Annotated in this window: 8 protein-coding genes; 2 read left to right on the plus strand and 6 right to left on the minus strand. The window is 66.9% G+C overall.

Annotated elements, in window-relative coordinates; genetic code table 11:
- The 6 genes from GONAM_RS06970 to GONAM_RS06995 form a co-directional block, all read right to left on the minus strand.
- On the minus strand, positions 1–1,772 hold a 1,772-nt coding region (locus GONAM_RS06970; protein WP_157159142.1), incomplete at its 3' end, for a non-ribosomal peptide synthetase.
- Positions 1,773–1,789: 17 nt separating this feature from the next.
- Positions 1,790–11,713 (minus strand): non-ribosomal peptide synthetase, encoded by a 9,924-nt coding sequence (locus GONAM_RS06975; RefSeq protein ID WP_006866063.1) that lies wholly within the window; start codon positions 11,711–11,713, stop codon positions 1,790–1,792.
- Positions 11,710–19,752, minus strand: a complete 8,043-nt coding sequence (locus tag GONAM_RS06980) for a non-ribosomal peptide synthetase (RefSeq protein ID WP_040535679.1) — start codon at positions 19,750–19,752, stop codon at positions 11,710–11,712. Before GONAM_RS06980 ends, GONAM_RS06975 begins: the two co-directional genes overlap by 4 nt.
- Before the next feature lie 446 nt (positions 19,753–20,198).
- Positions 20,199–21,029, minus strand: coding sequence for an ABC transporter permease (locus tag GONAM_RS06985; RefSeq protein WP_245548588.1), 831 nt, complete (start codon positions 21,027–21,029; stop codon positions 20,199–20,201).
- A gap of 53 nt (positions 21,030–21,082) precedes the next feature.
- Positions 21,083–21,898, minus strand: a complete 816-nt coding sequence (locus tag GONAM_RS06990) for an ABC transporter permease (protein ID WP_006866066.1) — start codon at positions 21,896–21,898, stop codon at positions 21,083–21,085.
- Between the two features lie 5 nt (positions 21,899–21,903).
- Positions 21,904–23,289 (minus strand): ATP-binding cassette domain-containing protein, encoded by a 1,386-nt coding sequence (locus tag GONAM_RS06995; protein ID WP_006866067.1) that lies wholly within the window; start codon positions 23,287–23,289, stop codon positions 21,904–21,906.
- A 180-nt stretch (positions 23,290–23,469) separates the two neighbouring features.
- On the opposite strand from GONAM_RS06995, the gene GONAM_RS07000 reads away from it, so the two are divergent.
- Together GONAM_RS07000 and GONAM_RS07005 are read left to right on the plus strand one after the other, a co-directional pair.
- Complete coding sequence (locus GONAM_RS07000) at positions 23,470–23,961, plus strand: phosphoribosyltransferase (protein WP_040535737.1); 492 nt, start codon at positions 23,470–23,472, stop codon at positions 23,959–23,961.
- Positions 23,962–23,965: 4 nt separating this feature from the next.
- A complete protein-coding gene (locus GONAM_RS07005) occupies positions 23,966–24,355 on the plus strand; it encodes a GNAT family N-acetyltransferase (RefSeq protein WP_006866069.1) in 390 nt (129 codons plus the stop codon).
- The last annotated feature ends 9 nt before the right edge of the window (positions 24,356–24,364 follow it).

Here is a 24,364-nt window from a genome sequence, read left to right on the forward strand (position 1 = left end):
CCGCGGCCGCTGGTGGCGCTCAACAATTCCCGCACGCTCGGGGCGTCGAACACATCACGGACGGTCACCTCGACGCCCAACTCATCCGAGACGCGTGCCGCGATGCGGGCAGCCGACAGCGAGCTGCCGCCGAGGTCGAAGAACGAGTCGTTGACACTCACCTGCTCGAGGCCGAGCAGGTCGGCGAAGAGTCGGGCGACGGCCTCTTCGTCAGGTGTTTCCGGGGCCACGAACTCTGAGGCACCGAACTCGGGCGCCGGCAACGAACGGCGGTCCACCTTGCCAGATGTGTTCAGAGGCATGGATTCCAAGCGCACCCAGGTGGTCGGGCGCATGTACTCCGGCAGGCGTGCGGCCAGACCTGCTGCCACGGCGTCGACGTCGACGTCGTGCGGGGCCAGATAGCCGACCAGTTGCTGGCCGCCAGGAGTGTCGACCACTGTCGCAGCCGCGTGCAGGACGCCGGGAGCCGCGGCGAGCGCCGCCTCGACCTCGCCGAGTTCGAGGCGCTGGCCGCGTAGCTTGACCTGGAAGTCGTTGCGTCCGAGGTATTCCAGTTGCCCCTCGGTGTTCCAGCGCGCGCGGTCGCCGGTCCGGTAGAGGCGAGCTCCCGGCTCGCCGAACGGATCGGCGACGAAGCGGTCCGCCGTCAGGTCGGCTCGACCGGCGTATCCGCGCGCCAACTGTTTCCCACCCAGATACAACTCTCCCGGCACACCCGTCGGGGCGATGTCCAGTAAGTCGTCGAGAACGTAGGCTTCGACCCACCTCGTGGGGGTACCGATCGGCACCGTCCGGCTGTCCGCGTCCACACGGTGGACGGTCGCGACGATGGATGCCTCGGCCGGACCGTACTGATTCTGGACCCGTGTCTCCGGCAGGTACGCCATCAGGTCTCGGGCCACCGGTGCTGTCAGGGCTTCGCCTCCGGTCATGACCAACCGCAAGGAGTTCAGCTCCCCGAGTCGAGCACCGAGGACCTCGTTGAACGCGGCGAGCATGGCCGGCACGAAGTGCACGACCGTGACGCCGTGACGACGGATCAGATCTGCCAGATGGGCCGGATCGCCGTGCATGCCGTGTTCTGCGATCACCATGGTCGCCCCGACCGTCACCGGCAGGAACACCTCGCGCACCGCTACGTCGAAATTGATCGGAGCCTTGTAGAGGAAGACGTCCTCGTCGGACAGGTCGTACTGTTCGGCATCCGCCTCGAGTCGATTGGCAACGCCCTCGTGCGTGATGACCACCGCTTTGGGGCGGCCCGTCGAACCGGAGGTGAACAAGGTGAAAGCGGCGTTGTCCGGCCTCACGGGCGCGGCCCGATCGGCGTCGGTGACCGGTGGCTCGTCTCCGGCGGGATCGCTCCCATCGAAGACGTGGATGTCGGCGAGATCGCCGAAGCGATCTGCCGCCTCGGCTCGGCCGCTGCCCGTCACGACGACCAGCCGCACCCCTGCCGTGGACACCATGTACCGGGAACGGTCCACCGGGAGTTGAGCATCCAGCGGAACGAAGTGGCCGCCTGCGGTGATCACTGCGTGGATCGCGATGACCTGCTCGATCGAGCGGTCCATCTGGATTCCGACCGCGACCTCGGAACGGACCCCGCGAGCGATGAGCTCGCGTGCCAGCATCGCCACTCGCGAATCGAACTCGCGGCGACTGACCTCGCGACTGCCGTGGATGATTACCGGACGGCTTGACCTGTTGCCCGGATCAATCACCTTCGACACCTTTCGCGATTCCTCACTGTCAGTACGCTCACTCATCGGGTTGGCCACCGAGCTCACACAGGTCTCGCCAGATGGACGAGTGTCGGGGAGCCGATCACGCTCCGGCGGCCTCGGGACCACTCCAGTATCTGGTTCCGTTCACTGTCGGTGAGCAGTCGAGTACCCCCGATCGTCATCTCGGGATTCGTCGTCACCTCTGCGAGAACCCTGACGAACCTCTCGCCGAACCGGCTCACCGACTGTTCGTCGAAGAGATCAGTCGCGTAGGTCACGCGGACCTCGCCGTCGCCTGCCCGATTGGTGCCCACCGATATGGACAGGTCGTTCTGCGCCGGGACGACCGGCGGCTCGAGCGGCGTGAACGCCAGATCGTCCGCGACCGCGTCGACGACGCCGGCTCCTAGGTCGACCGACCGGTCGATCACCGAGAGCACGACCTGCGCCAGGGGCGCGAACGCCTGCGAGCGCACGGGCTGAAGTCGCTCGACGACGGATTCGAAAGGTACATCCGCGTGTTCGAACGCCTCCAGGTCGACCGAACGAACCTGGTCGAGCAGATCGGCGAAACGCCCCCGCGACGTGACCTTCGTCCGCAGCACGAGTGTGTTGACGAACATGCCGATCACCGGTTCGAGAGCCTGCTGCCCCCGCCCTGCTATCGGGGTCGCGACCGCGATGTCGTCGGTCGCCGACAACCGTGCCAACACCACCGCCAGGGCCGCATGCACAACCATGAAGGGCGTCACGCCGCGTCGGCGCGCGAGTTCCTCGATGCCCAGACTGACCTCTGCGGGCAGCGGCACCGAGACCACCGCGCCCCGGTGGGAGGCCACCGTCGGGCGGGGACGATCGGCGGGCAGCTCCAGGACATCCGGCACTCCGGCCAGCTGCCGCGCCCAGTAGGCCAACTGGCGACCGACCACCGAGTCCGGATCTTCCGGCGATCCCAAGACGTCGCGCTGCCACAGCGCGAAGTCGGCGTACTGCACATCCAGTGGCGCGAAGGCCGGGGTTCGGCCGTTCGAGCGGGCCGAATATGCGGTGACCAGGTCGGAGACGAGTGGTGCGAACGACTCCCGGTCGGAGGCGATGTGATGCATGATCACCGCGACCACGTGCTCGTCCGTGGCGGTCTTCCAGACACGCGCCCGCACCGGCCATTCGAGGCCGAGTCGGAAACCGGCTGCGACGGCGGCCTCGATGTCGGAGGCAGCGTGCACCTCTCGCCAGTCCAACCGCTCGGCGATCTCCGAGACGTCGTGCACCAGCTGGAATGGTTCACCGTCGACGTCCGGGAAGGTCGTGCGGAGTGACTCGTGCCTCGCCACCACATCGCCGATCGCCGTCCGCAATGCCGCCACGTCGAGTTCACCGTCGACCCGTAGGACCAGCGGGACGTTGTACATCCCGCTCGACGGGTTGAACTTGTTGATGAACCACATCCGCTGCTGCGCGAAGGACAGCGGGACGTTCCCCGGACGCGACTCCGGCCGGGCCACCGGGGGCAGCGGGGCACGTCGCCCCCGGACTGCTTCGGCGAGCTCGCGCACCGTCGGGGCATCGAACACATCGCGGACCGTCACCTCGACACCCAGGGCATCCGACACCCGGGACGTCAGACGCATCGCCGACAGCGAGTTGCCGCCCAGGTCGAAGAACGACTGGGTGACACTCACCTGCTCCACGCTCAGCAGCCCGGCGAACACGCCGGCGATCGCCTCTTCGGCTTCCGAAGCGGGAGCGACGTATTCGGCCGCTTCCAGCTCGGGCTCGGGCAGCGAACGGCGGTCGACCTTGCCGGCGGAGTTCAGCGGCATCTCGTCGAGGAGCACCCACGCGGTGGGGCGCATGTATTCGGCGAGCGCGTCCGAGAGCGATGTACGCACGGCATCGAGATCGACGGTCGCGGGGGCGACGTAGCCGACGAGCTGGTCCCCGCCCGGCCCGGCGACGACGCGGGCCGCGGCGTGGACGACACCGGGCGCGTCGGCGATCGCGGACTCGACCTCACCGAGTTCGAGTCGCTGTCCGCGCAGCTTCACCTGGAAGTCGGTGCGGCCCAGGTAATCCAGATCGCCGGTGCGGCGTCGGCGGACGAGGTCACCGGTCCGGTACAGCCGCGCTCCCGGGGCCCCGAACGGATCCGCGACGAAGCGCTCCGCGGTCAGATCCGGCCGGGCCGCGTAACCGCGCGCGGACTGGACACCACCCAGGTAGAGTTCGCCGGCCACCCCGTCTGGGACCGGGTGCAGGCGATCATCGAGCACAAAGGCGGTGGTGTTCGGCATGGGCCGCCCGATCGGGACGACGTCGACGGGCTCGTCCAATGCCGATGACATCGTGTAGACGGCGGCCTCGGTGGGACCGAACAGGTTGACCACCCGGGCGTGGGGCACGCGCTCGGTGAATCGTCGGAGCACCGCCGGAGGAAGCGCCTCGCCGCCGCTGAACAACACCTGTAGTCCGGTCAGCAGATCCGGTCGGTCGACGACGTCGAGGAATACCGAGAGCAGCGACGGCACGAACTGGGCGACGGTCACGCCCGTTTCGGCCATGAGGTCGGCGAGGTAGTTCGGGTCGCGGTGGCCCTCGGCATCCGCGACCACCATCGTCTGCCCAGCTGTCAACGGCCAGAACAGTTCCAGGACCGACGCGTCGAATGTGTGCGGGGTCTTGAACACCAGACGCTGGGGCCCGGCAGGAATGAGCGAATCGAACCAGGCGACGAAGTTGGCGACCGCCCGATGCGAGACGGTGACGCCCTTCGGCCTGCCGGTCGAACCGGAGGTGAACAGCGTGTAGGCGGCGTCGTCGAGACGCAGTGTGGTGAGTCGTTCGGAAGCCGACAGCGGGGCCGCGTCGGCGGAAAGCGGTGCATCGGCGTCGAGTTCGATGATCGGCGACCGCCCGTCGAGCACATCGAGAACCTCGACGGGTCGGTGTCCCTTCTCCACGAGGACCGGTCCGATACCGGCGGTCTCGACCATGTATCGCGCGCGGTCGGCCGGGGTGTCGGGATCGATGGGGACGTACTGGCCACCCGCTGCCATGATGGCGTGCACCGCGATGACGGTGCAGGCAGACCGGCGCATGACGACGCCGACGGCTGTGTTCGGACCGACGCCCTCGGCGATCAACGTCCGTGCGACCGTGGCGACGCGGAGCCCGAACTCACCGTAGGTCAGCGTGCGCTCGCCCGTGACGAGCGCGAGGGACTGCGCGGAGTCGGCCACGCGCGCACCGACGAGCTCGGCGATCGTCTCATCCGCGGCGGACGCCGCCGGCCCGATGGCCCCGGCGAGCAGTGCCTGATCCTGTTCGGCTGCGAGGAGCCGGATGTCGCCGACGGCGGTCTGCTCGGATGCGAGCACACCGTCGAGCAGGCGGAGGAACCACCGGGACATCTCCTCGACGGTTCCTCGGTCGAAGAGATCGGTGGCATAGGTCAGGATTCCCGACCAGTCCTCGTCGGCAGAGCCGGTGGAGACGGTCAGATTGAGGTCGACCTGGGCGGGGGCCTCGGTGATGTCCACCGGGGCGACCGTCAAACCGTTGACCGTGGCGGCACCGCTGACGTCGGCGCCGATCGGATCGACCGACAGGATGACCTGAACCAGAGGCGAGAAGGCCTCGGAGCGAACGGGACTGACCGCATCGACCACCGACTCGAACGGCACCTCGGCGTGCGCGAAGGCATCGAGATCGTCCGCTCTGACGCGGTCGAGAACAGCGTCGAACCCGCTGGCGGAATCGATCTCGGTGCGCAGCACGAGGGTGTTGACGAACATGCCGACCATGGCGTCCAGCTCGCTCTGCCCGCGGCCACCGATCGGCGTACCGACCGCGATGTCGTGGGTACCCGTCAGACGGGCGAGCAGGACCGCGAACGCCGCGTGCAACACCATGAATCGCGTCGCGCCGTGCCGGGTGGCGATGGCATCGACGCGGCGGCCGATGTCGGCGGGGATGTCGAAGGTGAACACGTCGCCCAGGTGGCTGGCGACGAGCGGCCGGGGCCTGTCGGCGGGCAGTTCGAGGACATCCGGGAGTCCTGCGAGTCGGTCTCGCCAGTAGGCGAGTTGTCCGCCGAGGACCGAATTCGGATCCTCGGGCGCGCCGAGTACCTCGCGCTGCCACAGGGCGTAGTCGGCGAACTGGATGTCGAGGGGCGCGAAATCCGGTGCCGCGCCGCGGCTTCGCGCTTCATAAGCGGCGAAGAGATCGGTCGCGAGCGGACCGAACGACTGACCGTCGAATGCGATGTGATGGGCGACGAGGGCGAAGGTCGCCTGCCCGTCACCGGTGAGCAGAACGCGGGCACGCAGGGGCCACTCGTGCGCGACATCGAACCCGCGACGCATGTCGGTCGCGAGTTCGTCGGCGCTCGCCACGACCCGCCAGTCCAGGCGTTCGGCAGCATCTGCGGGCGCGGCGATCTGCTGGTACGGCTCCCCGTCGACGGCCGGGAAGGTCGTCCGGAGGATTTCGTGTCGGGCGACGACGTCAGCGGTCGCCGTCCGCAAGAGGTCGACGTCGACCTCGCCGGACAGCGTGAACACGGCCGGGATGTTGTATGTCGCCAGCTCCGGTTCCATCTGGTTGATGAACCACATGCGCTGCTGGGCGAACGACAACGGAATCCGTTCGGGCCGAGACTCGACACGGCTCACCGGCGGCAGAGCAGGACGACGATCGGCCACCGCGGCAACCAGATCCCGCACTGACGGCGCATCGAACACATCACGGATACCGACCTGCACACCCAACGCATCCGACACCCGCGCCACCAAACGCATCGCCGACAACGAGTTACCACCCAAATCGAAGAACGACTCGGTCACCGAAACCCGCTCGGCATCAAGCAGAGTCGCAAACACCGCCGCAACCCGCTCCTCGGCATCCGAAGCCGGAGCCACATACTCGACAGCCTCGAACACCGGCGCAGGCAACGCCTTACGATCCACCTTGCCCGACGACGTCAGCGGCATCACATCCAACCGCACCCACACCGACGGACGCATATACCCCGGCAACACCGACGCCACCGACTCGGCAACCACATCCACATCCACATCAGCCGGCGCCACATACGCCACCAACTGCTGCCCACCACCAGACTCGGCCACCACCGCCGCCGCATGCACCACACCCGGCGCCGCCGCCACCGCAGCCTCGACCTCACCCAACTCCAGCCGCTGCCCACGCAACTTCACCTGGGAATCGGTACGCCCCAGATACTCCAACTCACCCGAGGCATTCCACCGCACCAGATCCCCGGTCCGATACAACCGCTCCCCCGGCCCACCGAACGGATCAGCAACAAAACGCTCAGCGGTCAGATCCGGCCGCGCCGCATACCCCCGCGCCACCTGCACACCACCGAGATACAACTCGCCCGGCACACCCACCGGAACCCGCGCCAACCGCGAATCCAACACCCGCGTCACCGTATTGGGCACCGGAGAACCAATCGGCACCACCGCATCACCGACCTGCACCGAATACGCCGTCACATCAACTGCAGCCTCGGTCGGCCCGTACAGATTGTGCAAACCCACACCCGGCAACCGCGACAACAGCCCGCCCGCCACCGCCGGCGCCAACGCCTCACCCGAAGCAAACACGTACCGAAGCGACGTCAACCCGCCGAGCCGATCACCCAACACGTCGACAAACGCCGACAACATCGACGGCACGAAATGCACCACCGACACCGAACGATCGACGATCACCTCGCGCAGATACTCCGGATCACCATGACGACCCGGCTCCGCGATCACCAACGGAACCCCGGCAACCAACGGCCAGAACAACTCCCACACCGACACGTCGAACGTCACCGGCGTCTTCTGCAACACCCGATCCGACCCCGACACCGGATACCACGCATCCATCCACGCCAGCCGATTCAGCACCGACCGATGCGACACCGTCACACCCTTCGGCCGCCCCGTCGATCCCGACGTGAACAACGTGTACAACGCATCATCGACACTCAACGGCGCACGACGATCCGCATCCGACACCGGCCCCACACCGGCATCGAACGAACCCGACGCATCCACCTCACGCACCGACAGACCATCGACCTGCGCCACCGCAGCCGGCACCGGCAACCCGCCGGCCACCAGCACCAGCGAAGCACCCGACGTCGCCAACATGTACTCCACACGATCAGCAGGCGCATCCGGATCCACCGGCACATACTGCCCACCAGCAGCAACAACCGCATGAACCGCGACCAGCAACTCCACCGACCGCGGAATCACCACAGCCACAGCAACATCCGGCCCCACACCAACCGCGATCAACTCACGCGCCAGCCCCCACACCCGAGCACCGAACTCACCGAACGACACAGTCCGATCCCCGAACACCAACGCATCACGACCCGGGTACGCCGCCACCGCACGCGACAACCCATCAGCCAACGAGCCAAGTCCGCCGAACGTGGCCGAATCGATCGTCGGCGAACCAGACTCCAGGGACGCGACGGTCGAAGTCTCGTCCTCGGAGATGAGTGGCGCGTCTCCGACCGACATCCGTGGCGTCGAGGTCAGGGCATCGAGCAGCCGTACGAATCGGCGCCCGATGAGCGCGGCCGTCGACGGATCGAACAGATCTGTGGCGAAGGTGACCGTGCCGGACCACCCAGCGGAGTCGAGGGAATGCAGACCGACCGTCAGGTCGTACTGCGCCGGGATGACCGGCGGATCGATCTCGGTGAACTGCAGTCCGCCGATCGTCGCGTCCAGCTTGTGGGCCGACCGCGCGGGATCGAACGACAGCATCACCTGCGCGAGCGGTGCGAATGCCTCACTGCGCACTGGCGCAAGGGTTTCGACGAGTGTCTCGAACGGGACGTCGCCGTTGGCGAAGGCGTCCAGATCGGCGGCCCGCACCTCCTCGAGGAAGTCGAGGAATGACTTGCCGGCATCGACACCCGTGCGAAGGACGAGAGTGTTGACGAACATGCCGACCAGCGGCTCCACCACGGCATGCGTGCGACCGGCGATCGGCGTGGCGATGGCCACGTCGTCGGTGGCGGCCACCCGTGACAGCAGCACGGCCAGTGCGGCGTGGGCGACCATGAACGGTGTGGCGCCGCTGATCCGGGCGATGTCCTCGACGCGTGCGACCACTTCGGCGGGTACGTCGAAGGCCACCTGGTCACCGCGGTTGGTCGCGACGCGAGGCCGCTCCCGGTCGGTGGGTAGGTCGATGACGTCGGGGAGATCGGCCAACCGCTCCGTCCAGAAGCGCAGCTGACCCGCGACCAACGAAGTCGGGTCGGTCGCGTCGCCGAGAACGCGATGTTGCCAGAGCGCATAATCGGCGAACTGCACCTCGAGCGGTGCGTAGTCGGGCGCGCGGTGCTCGACCCGCGAGGTGTAGGCGGTGAGGAGGTCGGCGACCAGCGGCCGCATCGACTCGCCGTCGGCCGCGATGTGGTGCACCACCACGCCGAGGATGGTCTCGTCGGTGTCGGTGCGCAGCACAGCGACTCGGATCGGCATCTGCTCGGTGACGTCGAAACCGGCCGAGACCGCGGACTCGAAGACCTCCGGCGAGTCGGTGACCGTCCAGTCGAGAACCGATGCGGCCTGTGCGAGCGGCAGAATGACCTGGTTCGGCCGACCGTCGGCGGCCGGGAACACCGTTCGCAGAACGTCCTGGCGGGCGATCACGTCGACGACGGCGGTACGCAACGCTTCGACGTCGAGATGTCCGGTGATCCGGAGCAGGACCGGGATGTTGTATGTCGGCAGCGTCGGGTCGAACTGGTTGATGAACCACATCCGCTGTTGGGAGAACGAGAGCGGGATGACATCCGGGCGGGGATCGGCGGGAGTGATCGGCTCGAGACCGGGCGCCGCATCCTTCACCCGGGCTGCCAGGCCGCGGACGGTGGGTGCATCGAACAGATCGCGCATGTTGAGGTCGACGTTGAGGACCTCACACGCCCGACCCACGATCTGGGCTGCGATCAGCGAGTTGCCGCCGACGTCGAACACGGACTCGGTGACGCTGATGTCCTCGAGACCGAGCACCGCCGTGAACACGTCGACGAGCGCGCGTTCGGTGTCGTCCGCCGGCGGCACGTACTCGACGCCGGACTCGAAAACAGGCTTGGGCAGTGCTTTTCGGTCCAGCTTCCCGTTCGCGGTGAGCGGCAGGCGTTCCACGCCGACGATTGCGTCGGGAACCATGTACCCGGGCACCTGTGCGGCCATCGCCGACCGGACCGCGGCGGCGTCCACGTCCTCGCCGGGAGCCACCACGAGGTAACCGACCAGCTGGTCACCACGATCCGGGTCCTCGATAACCCGAGCGGCTGCTGCGGCCGCCTCCGGCATCGCGGCCAGCAACGCCGCCTCGATCTCACCGAATTCGATCCGGAAACCGCGCAGTTGGACCTGCGCATCGTTACGGCCCAGATACTCGATGTCGTCACCGACCCGCCGGGCGCGGTCGCCGGTCCGGTACATCCGGGAGCCGTCATCGGCGAACGGGTTCGCGACGAATCGCGAGGACGTCAGACTCGGTCGTTTCAGGTAGCCGGAGGCCAACTGGCCTCCGGTCACATAGATCTCGCCCGGCACGCCCTGCGGTACCGGGTTCAATCGCTCGTCGAGAATGTGGATACCCAGCGAGGTCAGCGGTCGGCCGATCAGGGACGCGTCGGTGCTGGCAACCGAATCCCGGTCGAGCGCACGGAAACTCACATGCACGGTGGTCTCGGTGATGCCGTACATGTTCACCAGCTGCGCGGTATCGGACGGGTTCTCGTCGTACCAGCGGCGGACCTGGTCGAAACTCAGCGCCTCGCCGCCGAACACCACATACCGCAACGCCAGTTCGCGCCGATCGCCCCGACGGGCGTCGATCAACTGGTAGAACGCCGACGGGGTCTGACTCAGCACCGTCACCTGTTCGGTCACCAGGACGTCCAGGAATGCTCGTGGATCCCGCGCCAGGTCGCGATCGATGACCACCAGCCGAGCCCCGGACAGCAGTGGGCCCCACATCTCCCACACCGAGAAGTCGAACGCATACGAATGGAACATCGTCCACACGTCCGACGCGGAGAACTTGAAATCGTCTGCCGCGGCGTTGATCAGGGTGACGACGTCACGATGGGTGATCTCGACGCCCTTCGGCCGCCCGGTCGACCCCGAGGTGTAGATGACGTATGCCCGCGCGTCCGCCGGCACCCGAACCGGGTTCGCGGCCGTGACCGACTCGGTTGCGAGTGCCTCGACGTCCACCACCAGGGCCCCGTCCGGGAGGCGATCCCACAGGGCGTGATCGGCCGACGACGCATCGCTGATGACCACCGCCACCTCGGCGTCGGCGACGATGAACGACAGGCGTTCGACCGGGTTACCCAGATCCAGCGGCAGGTACCCGGCCCTGGCCTTCATCACACCGAGGATCGCGGACATGAGGTCGACCGTCCGGGCGGTGGCGATGCCGACCAGGTCACCGGCGGCGACCCCGCGGGCGGCGAGCCCGGCGGCCACCGCGTCCGAGCGAGCATCGAGCTCGCCATAGGACAGCGACCGGCCCGACGCCGACACCGCGACGCGATCCGCGAACCGATGCGCGGCAGAGCGGAACAGACCCGGCAGCGACTCCCAATCGGAGGTTCCGGCCAGTGCCCACGCCGCGGTCCGGATCTGCTCGACGACGCGACTCGTCGTCGTGGCGATCTCGTTCGGCGCGAGTCCTGCCAACGACAACTGACCGGTGACGGCGGCTCCCACCGCCGCCTCCGTGTCGATCCCCTGCGCCGCGAGAACTCCCGCGGTCATCGAGACCGTCGCGTTCAGTGCGGCGAACGGGACCGGGCCGGACTTGCCCTCGAACGCGGTCTGCGCAGGAGCGACCGACGCGGCATGTGCGATCAGTTGCAGGGTGGACGGCCGAGCGCCCCAACCACGCGAGATGTCAGCGGCGTCAGAGTCGACGGTCACGTCCTGTTGTTTCCTTCTGAAGCGGTGGACAGATCGATGATCGCGGAGGCGTTGGAGCGCAGGCCGCTCAGAACCTCGTCGAGCGCGGCCGGACCACCTGCGGCCAGACTGGGCACCACACTCATCAGTGCCATCGTGAGCGTGGCGTCGGAGTCTGATCCCGGAAGGGCGGCCGCCATTGCTCTCACCATGTCCGCCAGTTGACCGAAGTCGACGCTCACGCCGTCGTGTTCCACGGCGATCGCCCCGGGATCGGTGTCGCCGGCGATGGTGACGAGATCGGTGAGCCGAATGTCTGCCGCAACCGGATCGACAGCTTCGGCCTGCTCATCAGCGGTGAGGATCACGATGTCCCCGACGATACACTCGGCGTCGGCGGCGACGGCCTCGAGGATTCCGAGATATCGCTGCGCCACGGTCTCGATCGTGGACCGGTCGAAGAGATCGGTGGCGTAGACGAGCTGCGCCTTCATCGCGCCGGCTCCCGGATTGTGTCCCGCCGCTGCCGGGTCGTTCGGGTACAGGTTCAACTGCAGATCGACCTTGGCCGGGATGATCCCCTCGGCCACCGGTGACACGACCACGTCGCCGAGTTCGAGCGACGGGAAGTCGATGTTCTGGAAGGCGAACATCACCTGGAACAACGGGTTGTGGGACGTCGTCGGCGCACTCAGTATCTTCGCGACAATCGTCTCGAAAGCGACGTCTGTGTTGGCCATGTCGGCGAGGTCATCACGACGCACCCGGGACAGCAGATCGCTGAACTTCTCCCCGTGGTCGATCCGGGTCCGCAACGCGAGGCTGTTGACGAACATGCCCACCACCTCGTCGAGCGCCTGTTCGCCACGTCCGGCGTACGGCGTGCCGATCACGAGGTCGTTGCGTCCGCTCAGACGCGACAACAGCACCGCGTAGGCGGCATGGGTGACCATGAACATCGTGGTGTTGTTCGCGCGTGCGACGGACTCCAGGGATCGCGCCAGATCCTCGGGGATCTCGAACTCGACCTGATCGCCGACGTACGACGGCGTCCTCGGCCGGGGCCGATCCGTCGGCAGATCGATGGTCTCGGGGGCCCCGGACAGGCGGTCGATCCAATAGTCGAGCTGGCGTTGCGCCTCGGTGACGCCCTCGTCGTCGGTCGTCGCCAGCCGTTCGGCCTGCCACAGGGTGAAGTCTGCGTACTGGACCGGTAGCGGCGCCCACGTCGGCGGGAGCCCTTCGTGGCGGGCTGCGTAGGCCATCATCAGATCGCGGGCCAGCGGCGCCATCGAGGCGCCGTCGGCGCTGATGTGATGCACGACGAAGACGACCACGTGCTCGTCCTCGTCGACACGCAGCAGGGCGAGGCGGACCGGCGGGGCGGTCGTGATGTCGAACCCGCGGCCGGTCACGGCCGCGATGGCGTCGGCCACGCTCCCCGAGACCTGTACCGGGGTCACGTCGAGGCCGGCGACCTCGTCGGGTGGGCTGATGATCTGCATCGGTTCGCCGTTGATCATCGGGTAGCTGGTCCGCAGCGATTCGTGCCTGCGGAGCAGGTCGTCCACCGCGGCGCGCAGTGCGTCGACGTCCAGTCGGCCGCGCAGCTCGAGAGCGAGGGCGACGTTGTAGGCCGGGGACTCCGGATCGGCACGGCTGAGCAGCCACATGCCGCGCTGAACGGCGGACACCGGGACCATCTCGGCGCGCTGACGCGCGATCAGCGGGACCGCCGAGTGACCGGAGAGGCTGTTGGTGATGTATTCGGCGAGCCGGGCCACATCTGCGGACTCGAAGATCGCCTTCACCGGGACCTGCCGGTCCAGCGCCGCCGACAGACGTGCGGACACCTTGGTGGCCGACAGCGAGTTGCCACCCATCTCGAAGAAGCCGTCGTGCACGCTGACCCGCTCGACCCCGAGTACCTGGGCGAAGACCTCGGCGACGATGGCCTCGAGCTGCGTCCGCGGCGGGACAAAGTCCTTGCTCGCGCTGAAGTCGACCGGCGGCAGCTTGGTGCGGTCGATCTTGCCGACGTTGGTCAGTTCGAAGGAGTCGACCACGACGATCGTGTGCGGGACCATGTAGCGCGGCAGGAGCTGCGTCACGTGCTCGGTCAACGCCTCGGGCATCGGCGAGCGGTCGTCGGTCGCGGTCACATATGCGACCAGGACGTCTTCGCCGGCCGGTCCGGGCACACCGAGGCTGACCGCATTGGCGACGTCCGGGTGGGACATCAATGCGTTGTCGACCTCACCGAGCTCGATGCGGAGTCCGCGCACCTTCAGCTGGAAATCGTCGCGGCCGTGATAGATCAACCGCCCGTCGGCACGACGGACGACCCGGTCACCCGTCCGGTACATCCGCGTCCCGTTCGAGTACGGGTTCGCGATGAACCGCTCGGCGGTCAGACCGGGGCGGCCCAGGTAACCGATGGCCAGCTGATCGCCCACGAGGTAGAGCTCGCCGACGACCCCGGCCGGGGTCGGCCGCAGTCCGCGATCCAGGACGAGGGCCCCGACTCCGGGTACCGCCGTTCCGATCGTCATGTCGTCGGCGGGCGAGAACGGTCCGTCCGCGGTGGCCCAGATGGTCGTCTCGGTGGGGCCGTAGAGGTTGAAGAACCGGCGACCCGCGGACACCCAGCGGCGCATCAGTTCTGGCGGGCATGCCTCGCCCGCACTCAGCACCGTGGTCAGCGACGGCACCGCTGCCGGTTCCAGGGTCGCCAGTGCCGACGGCGTCATGACCGCATGTGTCACACCGGATTCCGCGATCAGCTGCTCGAGCTGGTCGCCGGCGTAGGTGTCGGGGTCGGCGACGACCAGCTGAGCGGACGACCCGAGCGCCATCGTCAGCTCGAAGACCGAGGCATCGAAGCTCGGGGACGCGACATGCAGCACCCGCGAGGTCTCGTCGAGCCTCAGGATCTCGCGCTGATTCGCCATCATGTTCGCCAGACCGCGATGGCTCACGGCGGCCGCCTTGGGCGTGCCCGTCGAACCCGAGGTGTAGATGAGGTACGCCATCTCGTCGACGCGTGTGGGCCGGACGAGTTCATCGACTCCGATCGGAGCGATGGGGTGCCCGGCGAGACGCAACTCGGTCTCGCTGTCGTCGACGATGATCCACTCCGCACCGCTGTCGATCGCGTCGACCCCGGCTTCGGCGGTGGCCAGTCCGACGCGCGCGCCGCTGTCGCTCACCATCGCCGATCGACGCTCGGCCGGGTGCATGGGATCGATCGTGACGAAGGCTGCGCCGGAACGGATCACAGCGATGGTGCACAGTACCGAGCGCGCCGAACGGCGAGCGCTGATGGCGACGACGTCGCCGGGTCCGATCCCGCGTGAGATCAATTCTCGTGCAAGTTGATTGGTCCGAGCATCGAAGACATCCGGGGTGATCTTCTCGCCGGCGACGAGTACCGGCGTCGCCGAACCGGGCGGGCACGTCGCCAGCAGATCGGCGAACACGACCGGTGTCCGACCGGCGGGCTCCGTGGTCAGCTCCCGCACCTCGGCAGCGGGCACGATGTCGAACCGGCCGATCGCCTCGGTGGGGGTGGACGTCATCTGATCGAGCAGCATGATCAGCGCCTCGGCCATGGACTCCACCGTCGAGCGATTGAAAAGATCCGTGGCGTAAGAGAATTCGAGGGCTACGCGTTCGGAACCGGCGCCGGCGAACTCGGTGGCGGTCACCGACAGATCGTACTTCGCGGACGGGATCCGGATGTCGAGTACGTCGAACTCCCCCGTCTGAGCCAGAACGGCCGACGAGTCGCGCTGGAAGGTGAAACCGACCTGGAACAACGGGCTGTGGGCACGCGACCTGCTGGGCGACACCTCGTCGACCACCATCTCGAACGGCACCTGGGAGTACTCCAGCGCACCGGTACGTACACGGTGTGCACGCTCCAACAGTTCGGCGACCGAATCACCCGGGCGGATGTTCAACCGCAGGACGACGGTGTTGACGAACATGCCCACGAGGTCGGCGAGTTCGGGTTCGTCGCGCCCGGCGACCGCGGTACCGATGGACACGTCATCGGTGTCACCGAGCCGGCCGAGGACGGCCGCCAAGGCCACATGCAGAACGGTGAACGTGGTGACGCCGAAACGTCCGGCCAGTGAGCGGATCTTCGCGAACTGCTCGGGCGAGATCTCGGCGTCGACGTAACCGCCTCTCCCCGTGGGGATCTGAGGACGGGGCCGGTCGGTGGGAAGGGCCAGCAGTTCGGGCTGGCCGGCGAGCTGGTCGCTCCAATAGGCGAGCTCACGTGCCATCCGGGCATTCTCGTCGTCGGCCGAACCGAGAGTGTCGCGTTGCCACACCGCGAAGTCGGCGTACTGGACGGGCAGCGGTTCCCAGGCCGGCGCAAGTCCGTTGACCCGGGCCCCGTAGGCGGCGAGGAGGTCGACGATGAGGGGGCGCAGCGACGCGCCGTCGCCGACGATGTGATGGAGGACCACCAGGAGCACGTGCCCGTCAGCGGGAGTCTCGAACAGGGAGGCACGGAAGGGCACCTGCGAGACGAGGTCGAAACCGGCCGCGGCCTGTGTGGCGACCGCGTCGAGGAGATCGGCCTCGGTCGTGGTGTGGACACTGAGCCGTACCTGGTCCTCGACGTCGGCGACGTCGACGATCTCCTGGATCGGCTCGCCGTCGATCGACGGGAAGCGGGTACGCAGCGGCTCATGCCGGATGACCACGTCTCGGACCGCCGCGCGCAGGGCGTCGACATCGACGTCGCCGCGCATACGCACCGCCCCGGGCATGTTGTAGGTCCCCGACGACGGGTCCATCCGGTTGATGAACCAGAGGCGGGATTGCGAGTACGAGACCGGGATGGTCTCCGGCCGCGTTCCCCGACGCAGCGGCGGCCGCGCCTCGACCACCGCGGCATCGGCGATGGCGGCGGCCAGCTCGCCGACGTCGTTGCTGTTGAAGATGTCGCCCAGCGCGACCGCCCGCGAGTACTGCTTACGCAGCCTCGACGCCAGCCGGGCCGCTGCCAGGGAGTCGGCTCCGAGAGCGAAGATGTTGTCCCGCATGCCGATCCGCTCGACACCGAGGACGTCACCGACGATCTCGGCCACCTTCTCCTCGATCTCCGACCGGGGAGCGACGTAGACGCGCTCGGCAGTGGTGGTGGAAGCGGGCGCGGGGAGCGCGCGTCGGTCCAGCTTGCCAGAGGCATTCACCGGGAAGCTCTCGAGAACGACCACCGCGGACGGAACCATGTGTCCCGGAAGGCCGTTGCGCGCGGCACGCATCTGCCGGTCGACGATGACCTCGGCCGGGATCGTGGTGTCACGGGGTTTGACATAGGCGACGACTGCGGCGCCTCCCGTGTCGGTGCGGACGATCGCCACGGCAGCGGAGACCGATCCCTCGGCCAGCAGCACGGACTCGATCTCGCCGAGCTCGACGCGCTGTCCACGGATCTTGACCTGGAAATCGGTGCGCCCCAGGTACTCGAGCATCCCGGTCGCGTTCCACCGCACCAGATCTCCGGTCCGGTACATCCGGGTGCCGGCGTCGAACGGATTGGCCACGAACCGCTCGGCCGTCAGCCCGCCACGGCCGAGATATCCGTCCGCGAGCTGTGCACCGGCGAGGTACAACTCGCCGACCACTCCGACGGGCACCCGACGGAGCCGGGAGTCGAGCACATAGGTGTCGGTGTTGGCCACCGGTCGCCCGATGGGCATGTGGACTTCCCCACCGCCGACGCGATACTCGGTGACGTCGACCGCGGCTTCGGTGGGACCGTAGAGGTTCACCAACTCGGAATCCGAGTGTTCGACGACCTGTGTCGCGAGATTCGTCGGCAGCGCCTCACCGGAGGTGAAGACCCGTCGGACCGTGGACGGGACTGCCGGGTCGCCGGTCGCCGCCGCCTCGACGAACACATCCAGCATCGACGGCACGAAGTGGAGCGTGGTCACCCCGCGCTCGACGATGGTGTCGCGGAGGTAAGCCGGATCCCGGTGCCCTCCGGCGCGGGCAACCACCATTCGCGCGCCGATCTGCAAGGGCCAGAACAACTCCCAGACCGAGACGTCGAACGTGATCGGCGTCTTGTAAAGAACGGCGTCGGAATCGTCGATGCGGTAGTGGTCCTGCATCCACGCCAGCCGGTTGACGACGGAACCGTGCGAGACCTGCACGCCCTTCGGGACTCCGGTCGAGCCGGACGTGAAGATCACGTACGCGGCCGACTCCGGACGGATGTTCCCCTCGTCCACCGGGAGCCGGCGAGGCGATACGTCTGTCGCCGAGGAACCGGCGTTCGCGAGGAACTCGCGGTCGATCACCACGGTGGGTTTCGCGGTGTCGAGGATCAGGCTCCGACGGTCTTCGGGTTGCTCCACGTCGACCGGTACGTATGCGGCGCCTGCCATCAGCGTCGCGTACACGGCGATGACCTGCTCCACGCCGCGTTCGATCAGCACGGCCACCTTGTCACCGGGTCGAACGCCCGCCTCGACCAGGGCGGCTGCGAGTTCGCGACTTCGCGCATCGAACTCGCGGTAGGTGAACTCGGCGTCGTCGGTGACGATCGCTGCCGCATCAGGGCTTTCGGCCACCCGCGCGGCGAACAGATCGAGAAGCGTATGGTTGCCGGCCTGCGCCGCGGTCCAGTCGGTGCGCGCCCCGCGTTCGAAGTGATCGAGTTCGGCGTCCTCACCCGGGAGCAGGACCGGCATCGAGTCGATAGGGGCGTCTACGTTGTCGAAGAGGTGCTCGACGAAAGCCAGGAACCGGCGATGATGCGACGCGATCTCGGATTCGGAGTACAGATACGGATTGCCGTGCAGATCGACGACGAGAGGCGCTTCGGGGCTCGACTGGTACAGGTTGATCAGCAGGTCCTCGAGGATGCCCGAGGTCAGGATTCGGTAGTCCATCGACGTGCCGTCGATGGCGACCGGGTCGTCGAAGAAGACCATGTTGATGGTCGGGCCGAACGAGACCGAGTTCGCCTCGAATCCGGCGTCGCGGCGGATGTCGTCGGATCGGTACCGCTGATGACGAAGCGCGCCGGTCAGCTCGAGCTGGGCCGCAGCGACCAGTTCCCGGCCCGTGCTCGCGGAGACGTTCCGCAATCGGATCGGAAGCATATTCGAGACCATGCCGCCGGAGGCCTTGATCTTCGCGGTGGTCCGCCCCGTCACCGGCAGCGTCATCACGATGTCGTCGGAGCCGGTCATCCGCGAGAGGAAGGCACCGAAGGCCGCCGACATGAGAACGGCCAGCGAGCTGTTGAACTCGGTGGCGAGCGACTCGAGGCGCTGCTGCTGGGCGACCGGCAGGTCGCCACCCGCCACAACATTGTCGAACGAGAGCGGAGCGGTGCCCGCACCGTGGGCGAGGGTCACCCGTTCGGGAAGATCCGATACACGCGACAACCAGTGCTCGCGATCGGTCTCGCGGCGGCTGCTGGCCTGATACGTGTCCTCGTAGGCCACGATCTCGGCCATCGTGGCCGGTGTCCTGTCCTTCGGCTCTTCACCGCGCCGGATGGCGTTGTAGCGGTCGACGGTGCGTCGCATGATCGACAGCGCTGCGTACCCGTCGATGATGATGTGGTGGGCGCGGTTGTACCAGAACGTCCGGTCATCCGCGACCAAGAGGAAGTTGATCACGATCAACTGGTCGGCTTGGAGGTCGACCGGACGGCGGTACTCAGCTTGCATCCACGACATCGCGGCGCCCACGGGATCGTCTGCATCACGAAAATCGAGGATTTTCACATGCTGGTCGAAATCGAGGTCGACGTACTGTGCCGGGACCCCGTCCACCTCGGTGAGCCGAACGTACGGCGATTCAATGGCCTTGCCGACTTCGACGCAGCATCGTTCGAGCAGGTCGATGTCGAGACCACCGGGTTCGTGGCGGATGTCGACGTACTGCGCGATGTTCACCGAGTAGTCCGGCGACAAGGTGTCTGCGAACCACATTCCTCGCTGTGCCGCGGTGAGAGGCAGGACTTCAGTGGTGTTTTCTCCGACAACGTTCGCGCTGTCGCTGTTATCGGCGGTCGCCACGGACGCTGACACTCCTCACTGCTTCGACTGCCTCGGTTCTATCGATTAGACCTGATACGCCCGATAGATTTCGTCCCACAAACACCAAAACTAGGCTGTTTCTCCAGGTTGCGTTTGTGGCACACACGGAAATGCCCGGAAAATCCCTCCAGCAAACGAGCGGGCACCACTTCTGTTAATCGGCCCGAACCCTCCTCAGCGTTACATTCGACAATGGCATCCAGCTTTCCACGCGTTTACGTGCGAGCAGGGCGGCTCGCCGTGTTCATATCCGGTTTCACCAGATCAGCGGATCCGAAACCGACACCGAGAACAGTCGAGACCGTGCGTTCGAAGACGTTGGCCAGCCTGCGGCGCGTGCCTCGAACCCTGCTCTACTCGCCGGTGTACCCACCGATCGGACGCACAACACGTTATCGGATGCGAACGACCGGTCGATGATGGCCTCACCTGGCGGTCGCGGCCTTCCGGTATCCGCGCAGCGCGGGGTAGATCGACAGCGCCAGCAGCGCAACCGTCCAGATGCTCACCTTGAGGAGGTTCTCCGCGATCGGGCCTCCGACCGCCAGCGCTCGCATCAGATCGATGGCCGGCGTCATCGGTTGGTTCGCCACGATCGGCTGCAACCAATCCGGGTACGCGCTCAGTGGCGAGAACCCCGAGTTGAAGAACATCAACAGGCTCGAGAAGAGACCCAGGTACGGCACGATCGGCGCCCCCGGTGCCGCGTTGACGGCCAGCGCCAGCGTCATAATGCCGAACGCCGCACCGTAGGCCAACGCGACCAGAACCAAGCCGATGGCCGGTCCGACGCCCTGCGTGAAACGGAAGCCGATCAGGTGCCCGGCGGCCAGCAGCAGCAGCGTCGTGACCAGCACTCGGGTCAAGTCCGCGGCCACGCGGGAGGTGAGGTCGGCGCCCCTGTTGATCGGCAGGACGTACAAGCGGGCCAGCAGCCCGGTCGACCGTTCCCGGTTGAGTCGTGTCGCCGAAGCGATCGACCCGAACATCGCGCCGACGAGGATCACCAGCGGAACCGTGCCGTAGGCGCTGTCCTGGCCGGTTGCTCGTCCGATGGCGTCGCCGAGCACGACCTTGAACATCAGCATGCTCAAAGCGGGAACGATCAGCGACTGGAGAAGCGTCGGGACGTCACGTACGAAGACGAGCAACTGGCGCCCGGTCAGTGCGAGGCTCTGGCTCCACCAAGCGCGGATCGAGGCTTCGGGGTGGACGCTGACCGCGCCGGCACCTACGGAACCGACATCTCCCTGCATCGTCGACGGCTCGCTCTGCAACGACGTTGCGCCGCCGTCGGCATGAGGCGCACTCATGAACGCCCCTTCCGGCTACCCATCACGAGGAGGAGCACGGCGATTCCCAGAAGACCGATGCACCACCAGATCGTCGGTTGGAGGATCTCCCAGCTCAGGGCCCCGTAATCGGTGGCTCGCATCACGTTCACGAACTGCGAGATGGGTTGGTTGCGGACGAACGGCTGGATCCACTCGGGGAACTGCGAGACGGGCACGAAGCCGGTCGACATCATCCCCAGGATGAGGGTCGGGAGCATCATGGCCTGACTGGTCGCCTCTGGACTACCTGCCACCAGGCCGATCCCGTCCGCCAGCAGGGCGACGAGAACACCGACGGTGAACGCCACGGTGTAGAGACCGACTGTGCCGACGAGTCCACCCATCGGGCGCCACCCGATGGCGGCGCAGGCAACTGTCGCGCAGATCAAGGACACGACGAGCAGGGCCACATTCGTGGCCAGCCGCGCACACATCGGAACCGCCACCGGCATCGGCAGCACGCGAAAACGCGTGTTGATTCCCTGGGTGTCGTCGAAAGACGAGCGCATCGCGGCCGACGACGCGGCGAAGCCCACGGATTGCAGCACGATGATGGGCATCAAGAACTGTCCGTAGCTCACGCCGAACGAATCCATCAGGCTACTCAGGGGCAGATAGAAACACACTGCGAGGAAGACCGGGGAAACGAACGCGAACACGAACTCACCGTTGCGGAAAACCTTGGAGACACCACGCAATGTGAGCGCCCACCACTGTTGCAGCGGGCGGGTTCGGGCTTCTGCGGGTACGCCTGTGGACGCAGACAAAGAGCCGACTTCGGACACCGACATGACGCCTACTTCCCGCTGCGATCGGGATCGGTCAACGCCAGGAACACCTCGTCGAGCGAAGGGCGTCGCATCGCGACGTCGGAGAGTTCGATCTCGGCTTCGGTGGTGCGACGGATGACTTCCACCAGCGTCTCCGTACCGCGCGGCGCCGGAACGGAGACCGCGTGGTCGTCGGTGTGCGCCGCGCCCTCCGGGACGAGATCGGCCAGGACCTCCAACAGCCGCGGCAGATCACCGGCACGGGCGGGGGTGACCTCGCAGTACGCCGCGCCGGTGGCCTCCTTGAGCTCGTCAGAGGTTCCCTGGGCGATCACGCGTCCCTTGTCGATGACAATGATGTTGTCGGACAGGACATCGGCCTCTTCGAGGTACTGCGTGGTGAGCAGGATGGTGACGCCCTCGTCGCGGAGTCGTCCGACCAACGACCACACCTCGAGACGACTGCGGGGATCGAGACCGGTGGTCGGTTCGTCGAGGAAGACCACTTTCGGCGAGGTGACGAGTCCGCAGGCGATGTCGATACGCCGCCGCATGCCGCCCGAGTACTGCCCGACACGTTTGCCGCCGGCCTCGACCAGCGAGAACGTCTCGAGCAACTCGTCTGCACGGGCCCGGGCAGCAGACTTGGAGAGCCCGAGCAGGCGACCGAACAGGATCAGGTTCTCGCGCCCGGTCAGCGCCTCGTCGAGGGCAGCGAACTGCCCCGTCAGCATGATGGACCGACGGACTGCGGCGGATTCGGCGACGACGTCGTGCCCGTCCACGGTTGCCGAGCCACCGTCCGGCTTCAGGAGCGTGCACAGCATGTTGACAGTGGTCGTCTTGCCGGCACCGTTGGGTCCGAGTAGCGCGACGATACTGCCGGCCGGCACTGTGAAGCTGACGTCCTGAACGGCGAGAGTGTCCTTGAAGCGCTTCTGCAGGTTCCTCACATCGATCGCAGCCGCACCGGTCGGTGCAAGGCGTCCCGACTCGCGAACATCAGCAGGACTCGCGCCCGCGACAGTCGTCGCCGGCTGCTGAGGCGCATGATCCCGCAGTTTCAGATCGTCTTCGGCAGGTCGATCGCTGCCGTCGAGGGCACTCGTCTGGGGTGCGGTTTCGACACCCGGACCAGCGGACGTCACCGAATGCACGAGATGCGCTGGTTCGTCCTCTTCCGAGGTGGTCGCTGCGTCCACAACCGGTGTCGTACTCTCTCGCGTGCCGGTGGCTGCGTTCCTCCGCTCGTTCTCCAGGCGCCATTCCCGCAATTTCGCCGCAACGGCGTCCGGGTCGTTCTCGGCGGCTGCCGGCGTCGGCCGATCGTCCGTCGGGAGATCGTCTTCGGGTCGCCGATGCCGAGGTTGGCGCATCTCATCGGAGGATTGCTGACCAGAGGCCACGGGCATCTCTTCTTTCAGTCGATTACCTACGCTGCGACTCCGAGCTTCGGACCCGGACCCATACCAGCCTATCCATCCCAGGGTTGGCAATCACCCGGTGACTGTCGTGTCTCTCGACTGGCGGACACATGTCCGATTTCGGGCCCGAACGCAGCGCCGCCGGCCGTGCTCTGGGACAGTCTCCTCATGCCCCCTTCTGACACCGAGCGAGAGATCCTGTCCTGGGAGCTCAACGGCGTCGCCTGCCGCGAGCTCGCCCAACAGGTCGTCGACGACGGTTTCGCGCCCGACATCATCCTGGGCATCGCGCGCGGCGGCCTCATCCCCGCCGGCGCGATCGCATACGCGCTGGACTGCAAGTTGATGATCTCGCTGAACGTGGAGTTCTACACCGGCGTCGGCGAGACCCTCTCGGAGCCGGTCATGCTGCCGTCCCTGCTCGAGTCGAGCGGATTGACCGACCAGCGGGTGCTGGTCGTCGACGATGTGGCTGACACCGGGAAGACTCTCAAGCTGGTCAACGACTTCTGTGAGGAGCAGGGCCGCGTCGCGGAGGTACGCAGCGCCGTTCTGTACAAGAAGCCGTACACCATCACGGTTCCCGACTACACCTGGCGTACGACGGACAAGTGGATCAACTTCCCGTGGTCCGCAGAGGGGCCGATCATGGCAAGGTGACACCGTGACCCAACACGAGCAGACCACCGACAAGACCGGTGCAACCACGTCGGTACGCGACAACGGCTCGGCCCGGCGCTACGAGATCACCGTCGAAGGGACGTCCGACGGTGTCGTCGCGGGTTTCGCCGAGTACCGCGACCGCTCCGATGACACCGGCGCGGTCACCGAGCGGGTCTTCTTCCACACCGAGGTCGCCGAGGAGTTCGGTGGCCGGGGACTCGCGACGATCCTGGTTCGAGAAGCACTCGACGACGCCCGGTCGCGCGGGCTGGTCATCGTCGGGGTCTGCCCCCTCGTTGCGGCGTTCCTGAAGAAGCATCCGGAGTACGCCGATGCCGCGCGACCGGTCACGCGCGACGTCCTGGCCTGGCTCCGGGATCAGCAGCCCTGACGGATCGCC

The sequence above is a fragment of the Gordonia namibiensis NBRC 108229 genome, from assembly GCF_000298235.1.
Taxonomy (GTDB): Bacteria; Actinomycetota; Actinomycetes; order Mycobacteriales; family Mycobacteriaceae; genus Gordonia; species Gordonia namibiensis.

Coding starts and splice junctions, on each gene's coding strand:
- GONAM_RS06985 (WP_245548588.1), bottom strand. CDS start 21,029: ATGCAGGGAGATGTCGGTTCCGTAGGTGCCGGCGCGGTCAGCGTCCAC.
- GONAM_RS06990 (WP_006866066.1), bottom strand. CDS start 21,898: ATGTCGGTGTCCGAAGTCGGCTCTTTGTCTGCGTCCACAGGCGTACCC.
- GONAM_RS06995 (WP_006866067.1), bottom strand. CDS start 23,289: ATGCCCGTGGCCTCTGGTCAGCAATCCTCCGATGAGATGCGCCAACCT.
- GONAM_RS07000 (WP_040535737.1), top strand. CDS start 23,470: ATGCCCCCTTCTGACACCGAGCGAGAGATCCTGTCCTGGGAGCTCAAC.